The sequence below is a fragment of the Flavobacterium sp. genome (assembly GCF_025352015.1).
Taxonomy (GTDB): domain Bacteria; phylum Bacteroidota; class Bacteroidia; order Flavobacteriales; family Flavobacteriaceae; genus Flavobacterium.
Genome location: NZ_JANXUG010000041.1, coordinates 47,489 through 53,787, shown reverse-complemented (window position 1 = coordinate 53,787; position 6,299 = coordinate 47,489). Strand labels below are relative to the sequence as shown.

At 32.0% G+C, this 6,299-nt stretch carries 6 protein-coding genes; 3 read left to right on the top strand and 3 right to left on the bottom strand.

What is annotated here, in order from left to right:
* Position 1: 1 nt before the first annotated feature.
* Entirely contained in the window at positions 2-229 is a 228-nt protein-coding gene (locus Q0Q96_RS04570; protein WP_293872051.1) for a helix-turn-helix transcriptional regulator, read from the bottom strand.
* Between the two features lie 307 nt (positions 230-536).
* Between Q0Q96_RS04570 and Q0Q96_RS04565 the strand changes: the two genes are divergently transcribed.
* Complete coding sequence (locus Q0Q96_RS04565; RefSeq protein WP_293872050.1) at positions 537-1,919, top strand: S8 family serine peptidase; 1,383 nt, start codon at positions 537-539, stop codon at positions 1,917-1,919.
* Between the two features lie 62 nt (positions 1,920-1,981).
* The gene (locus Q0Q96_RS04560; protein WP_293872049.1) at positions 1,982-2,428 is read left to right on the top strand and encodes a protease complex subunit PrcB family protein; all 447 of its coding nucleotides are present in this window, start codon (positions 1,982-1,984) and stop codon (positions 2,426-2,428) included.
* A 1,089-nt stretch (positions 2,429-3,517) separates the two neighbouring features.
* Here Q0Q96_RS04560 and Q0Q96_RS04555 read toward each other — a convergent pair.
* Positions 3,518-5,029, bottom strand: a complete 1,512-nt coding sequence (locus Q0Q96_RS04555; RefSeq protein ID WP_293872048.1) for a S8/S53 family peptidase — start codon at positions 5,027-5,029, stop codon at positions 3,518-3,520.
* 104 nt (positions 5,030-5,133) lie between these two features.
* On the opposite strand from Q0Q96_RS04555, the gene smpB reads away from it, so the two are divergent.
* Entirely contained in the window at positions 5,134-5,586 is a 453-nt protein-coding gene (gene smpB, locus Q0Q96_RS04550; RefSeq protein ID WP_293872047.1) for an SsrA-binding protein SmpB, read from the top strand.
* Here the strand turns inward: smpB and Q0Q96_RS04545 are convergent.
* Positions 5,583-6,224 (bottom strand): protein-L-isoaspartate(D-aspartate) O-methyltransferase, encoded by a 642-nt coding sequence (locus tag Q0Q96_RS04545; RefSeq protein ID WP_293872046.1) that lies wholly within the window; start codon positions 6,222-6,224, stop codon positions 5,583-5,585. The two genes, smpB and Q0Q96_RS04545, sit on opposite strands and share 4 nt — an antisense overlap.
* Between the last annotated feature and the right edge of the window lie 75 nt (positions 6,225-6,299).

Below are 6,299 nucleotides of genomic sequence, written 5' to 3'. Positions count from 1 at the left end.
GTCACAACTTGTTTTTTTCAATAAAATTTTGATTATTAATATCTAATAAAAATGGTAATGAAATTCCAATGGAATTTGCAATTTTTTCCATTGTTTTAATTGTACAATTACCTGCATTACGTTCTATTTGCCCATAAGCACTTGGCGTCATATCGGATTTGTATGCAACTTCATATTGTGTCAATCCGTAAGCTTCCCTAATTTTTCTTAATCTGATAGCGTAAAGCATAACATTTGAATTTATTTTGATATGAAATTATAAAATTTTATTATCGGTTATCTTTTTTTTTGTTTCGTGTAGCTCACGGGTTTCTGCTAACGTCAGTTCGTCTTAAAACCGTAATTTCTTTTCAAAGCAACCTTATTAAACTAATTTTTTTTTATTTGTAACTTAACTTACAAATTTTACAAAATGAAAAATTTTAATAATATAAATGTTCCAATATTAATGAATAGAAAATCTCTTCATCCTCCATCTAATTAAATTTGTTTTTCAAAACTAAAAAAAATGTTAACTAAAATTAAATAATGTAAATATGAAAAATATATTAAACATACTATTTATAGTTTTATCAATGCTAGGATTTTTAAATCTAAAAGCTCAAGCAAACGATTTTTATTACACTACAAATAATGGCAAAATAAACCTAACCAAAATTTCAGGTAAATTTTTAGCAGAATTTCCAAATGGTTTTGGCACAACAAATGCAATGAATCCTAATGATTATCCAGGAATAAAACTATCCGACAAAACATTTATTGTTGTTAACACTTCAAATTTAAATAGTTATAATGCTACTTATTTTTTGACTCCAACTTATTTAACTGCAGATGGTCAAGAACTAAACTATACAAAAGATATTTTGTTGAAGTTCAAAAGTGGAATCTCTACATCGAATAAATCAAATCTAATTTCTTCAAATAATTTAAGTTTAGTAAAATCCGCATTATCTTATGAAATGTACAGAACAACAGGTGATGCTTTACAAGTTTCGAAAAATATCTATTTAAGTGGACAAGTCGAATTTTCTACACCTAACTTTATAGCAAACGCACAAAAATTAGATTATTTTCCAAATGATCCTTATTTTAACCAACAATGGTATTTACACAATACTGGTCAAGGTACAAATGACGGTAAAACAACAACAATTGATGCTGATATAGATGCACCAGAAGCTTGGAGTATTACAAAAGGAAATCCAAATGTAATTGTTGCTATTATTGACGAGGGTGTTACAAGTAATCATCTAGATTTGCCAAATACAAGACAAGTTAGATTAAACGGTAGTAATTTTGCTTCGCCTTACGACGGTACAAATAATGCAAACGACCCATCACCAACTGTTTCCACAACAGTTGGAAATAATCATGGTAATTCTTGCGCTGGTATCGTTGGAGCAACTCAAGATAATAATGAAGGTGTAGCAGGAATTGCTCCTTTATGTAAAATAATGCCAGTAAAAATACCATTTGGATCAATTCCTGCAAATGTTTACGCAGATGCAATTGATTTTGCTAACCTAAATGGTGCAGATATTATATCAAATAGTTGGGGTTATAGTAGTTCAAATCCAAATTTATTTCCCGTAATAGTTTCCGCAATAAACAACGCAATAAACAACAATCGACAAGTAGTTTTTGCAGCAGGTAATACAGCAAATAGAGTCAGTGGTAATAATGGCTATGTTAGTTTTCCAGGAAATGCAAGTGTTCCCAATTTAATAACAGTTGGTGCATCTGATAGAAATAATAATCAAACTAACTACAGTCCAAACGGAACATCTAATAATTATATTTTAGATATAAATAGTGCAAATACTAACATTGATATTTCAAATTATCAAAGTGGTTTTTATACAGTTGCTTTAGTTTGCAACGGTCAAATAGTAGATGCAAAAACACTAATTAAACAATAAAAAAAAACGTAACCACGCCAAAAGCGTGGCTAATTTTATTAATCATTTAAATATTAAATATCATGAAAACATTAATTTTAAGTTTAGTTTTAGTTCTGTCATTGAGTTGTAGTAAAAGTAATGATGCAAATACTTTTACACCGCAAACAATAACGCCTATACTGATAAGTAAAGGAGAAGTATTTAATGGAAATTATAATCCAACTTATCATAGTAGAGTATTTTATACGCAAACCGATTGGACTGATTTTATAAATAATACATGGGGTACAACAAATGCGCCAGCTACTGCTGTCGTCGATTTTAATCTATTTGAAGTTATAGCTTCATTTGACCAGCCAAGAACAACTGGAGGTTTCGATATAAACATAACTTCAGCAGTTGAAAATCAAGATAATATTGTAATCCAAGTTTCAAGAACAGGAAGTGGAGATGCTACTCAAATGCCGACCAGACCATATCACTTTGTAAAAATACCAAAATCTACAAAAACTGTGATTTTTCAGTAATAACATTTAATAGTAAGTATAATGGGGTTTAAAATTCAATTTTTAAACCTCATTTTTTAATTTACCAACTAAAAAAATACACTATTTTTACACTTCATTAACAATCTAAAAATCATCAATATGGCTTCAACTAGCGAAACAGGACACAATAAAAATGTTGCAAACTTTAGCACCGCATACCAAATTTTAGAAGAAATGGGTACTCTTTACAATCCATCAAATGCAAAAATTTAGTTAGTAAACCTCGACCCTATACGCACTTCATTACAAGCAGTAATTACAGAATTAAAAAATAAAAAACCAATTTATAAAAATGCAATTTCTGCTCGTGAACTTGCTATTGTACCACTTGGCAAACTAATGACAAAATCTTAAAATTTTGCAAAATCATTAGACATATCAACCAAAGACAAAGAAAACATAGCCAATCAAGCCAAAAAAATTCGTGGTGACCAAAAACAAAAATCAATAAACCCTGAAATTACAGAAACAGACGGTATTTCTACTTCACAAATGAGTTATGATAGCCGTATTGCTAATTTAGATACTTATACAACTCAATTGGCATCGCACCCAGAATATGCACCCAACGAAACAGATATACAAATAGTATAATTAAGAGCATACCACCAACGCCTAAAAACATTAAGTACCGAAGTAAACTCGGAAGGCAATGTACTAATCACAGCTAGAAAAAACCCAAACGATATATTGTACAACAATCCAAAAAACGTAATACAAATAATCAAAGAAATAAAAGTCTACTTAAAATCATTAGGAGATGCAGGAAAACCTTATTACAACGCAATAGTAAAACTACAATTTAAAGATTTACTAAAATAAAACCAAAAAATAAAAGTAAAGTGCTAACGCATTTTACTTATAATTAAAGTGCAATTTGTTTTACTAAATAGCAAAATAGTATTATTAAATAAGTAATTAATAATAACGTATAATAAAATACTTTTAAAACGTAGTAAAATACTTTTAACGCATGGTAAATTACTTTTAAGTCTTAATAAACCTAAAAAAAGCTATTTCATTTTTAAAGAAATAGCTTTTTGTTCTTAATGTATTTCAACAGTTGACTTATTGCACAGCCAGAAAAGCATTGATGTTTCCGTAACCATAATCAGCGTTCTTATTTGGATATAAACTAGCCGATTGTCTCATCTTTGTGAGGACTTGGTCTCTTGTCCAGCTTGGATTTTTAGACCAAACTAGGGCTGCAATTCCTGCTGTAGTTGCAGTAGCAACAGAAGACCCACCAATATAGTCAGTTTGATTTTCGTAGTAGCTATCTACGGGAACTGTATTTCCAGAAACCGCTCTTTCCATAACTACGGTAAAATCAACTTTGCTGCCAGTATGGCAATCACTACACGCCTGATAGGTTGTTCCTTCTTTCACGCCAGTAACTGCAACTGTTTCGGGCATCCATGCTGGGAATATAACACCCACAAAAGTGGTAAAACTGGTGGAAGTTCCAGCAGCACAAAAAATTAGTTTTCCTTTTCCGTAGGCAAACTTGATGGCGTCTTCTATTTTTCCCACAGAAAAAATATAACCCATTGACATAGAAATAATTTTGACTCTAGCATTATTTCCCAAAGCAGTAAACGCTTTTTTTACACCTTCCTGCTCCTGAAAACCGTCCAGAACCACATTGTAAGCGGCACGATACGTGATTAGGTTAGCGTTATAAGCTACGCCAACTGGCAAACCCTTATCATTTCTTGGTGCAGCAGCCGTTGCAGCCATGCTTGTTCCGTGTCCGCACAAGTCATTTATGCCGTCGGTTGTGGTGCTCCAAGGCCAAATAGAATCAACATAAACCCCGTTTTTTTCGATGGTTCTTCCTGATGAAAATCCGTTATTAAAATTAGCACCTAGTAAGGATTGGTTTGGCGAAACTCCCGTATCTACAATCCCAATAGTAACTCCAGCACCCGTGCTTATTGTCCATGCGCTTGGAATGTTATGCTGGGTAAATGTCCATGGAACTTTTGCGTTTGGAGTTGTAGCAGTATAATCGGCTGTTGCCAAAATTTCAGCATCAAAACCACAGCCCGAACTTGTACCTGCACTCGAACGGTTTTGAGCATTCCGAACCTCTAGATATCGATAATCCGCAGGTTCTATATATCGAATGTACTTTGATTGTCGTAAAGCAATAATAGTTTCCTGTTTGGTAATGATGACATCTATTAAATTCAAATCAGCATCGGAAGCAATTAAAACCTTATCTAAAGTGGTTCCCTCGTATTTCAAAACAATCGCTACCAGTTCTTTTTGCATTTGCGCATTATTAAACGATTGCTCTCTTTGGAAATTATTTTTTGAATTTCCAAAACCAATAGTAAGTACGTTATTACCATGGATTACAGCACTCCAAAGCAGATGAGAATCAGCATCACGCCAATTAAAAATGTGATTTGTGGTTAACATTTCATCTATTTTAGCGTTGATTTGTGCGGGTGTTAAGGGATCTTTTTTGGAGTCTTCAATTACAATTGAATTTTTTTCTTGCGTATTTTCTTTAGAACATGATGTGATAACGATCATTACTAAAAAAAGTAGTTTTATAACTTTTTTGGACATAATTTGTTGTTGTTATTATTGGTTTGACAACACAAACATAACAAATAATTTAGTTATACTTTAGTTTTTTATACCACTTGATTTTGTATTACATTTGCCATGCTATGCTTAAAACTATAAACATACTTAACAAACGTGCCAAATTTGATTATGAAATAATTGAAACTTATACGGCTGGAATCGTTTTAACAGGTACTGAAATCAAATCTATAAGATTAGGAAAAGCCAATATCACCGAAGGGTTTTGTGAATTTCACAGTAATGAATTGTTTGCAATCAATACTCAAATTGAAGAATATCTTTATGGAAATCAGTTCAACCACAAAGCCAAAAGCGAGCGCAAACTGTTATTGAATAAAAGAGAACTAAAAAAACTCGAAAGAGCTATGGATACCAAAGGATTGACTATTATTCCGCTAAAATTGTTTACCAATGAAAAAGGAATGGCCAAACTGGATATCGGGCTTTGCCGAGGAAAGAAAACCTACGACAAACGAGAAAGTCTAAAGGAACAGGACACCAAAAGAGATTTGGAGAGAATTAAAAAAGCGTTTTAGTTTTTATTCTCTAGTAAAGGTACAAATTTAAAATTTCCAAACTCATGCTTTTCAAATTGAGTTTCATTTTTGCGAATAAGCATCGTCATTATTTGAATTTTTTCACCAATAGGAATAACGAGTTTTCCTCCTATTTTTAATTGTGCCATCAAGGGTTTCGGAATAACTGGTGCACCGGCAGTTACAATGATACTATCAAAAGGGGCATGATTTGGCAATCCTTTATAACCATCACCAAAAGATAAATGTTTTGGATTTATTCCCAGTTTTGGCAACAATAGCTTTGTTTTTTTAAACAATTCCGTTTGCCGTTCAATGGTATAAACAGTGGCACCAAGTAAACATAAAACCGCAGTCTGATATCCACTTCCTGTTCCTATTTCAAGAATTTTTTCTCCTTTTTTTATGGCTAATAACTGGCTTTGAAAAGCTACTGTGTAGGGTTGAGAAATAGTTTGTTCAGCACCAATAGGAAAAGCTTTATCAAGGTAAGCAAAATCTTCAAAACTAGAATCTAAAAATAAATGTCTTGGAATTTTTTTAATAGCCTCTAAGACTTTTTTATCCTTAATTCCTTTATCTTCCAACAGTTTGGCCAACTGATTGCGAAGACCTTCGTGTTTACTTGTATTTTTCAATTTTGTGTAGTGATTTATTGCGTAAAAATAGCAAAGTAAAAACTATTTTAAATGATGAATTTTAAATTTTAAATG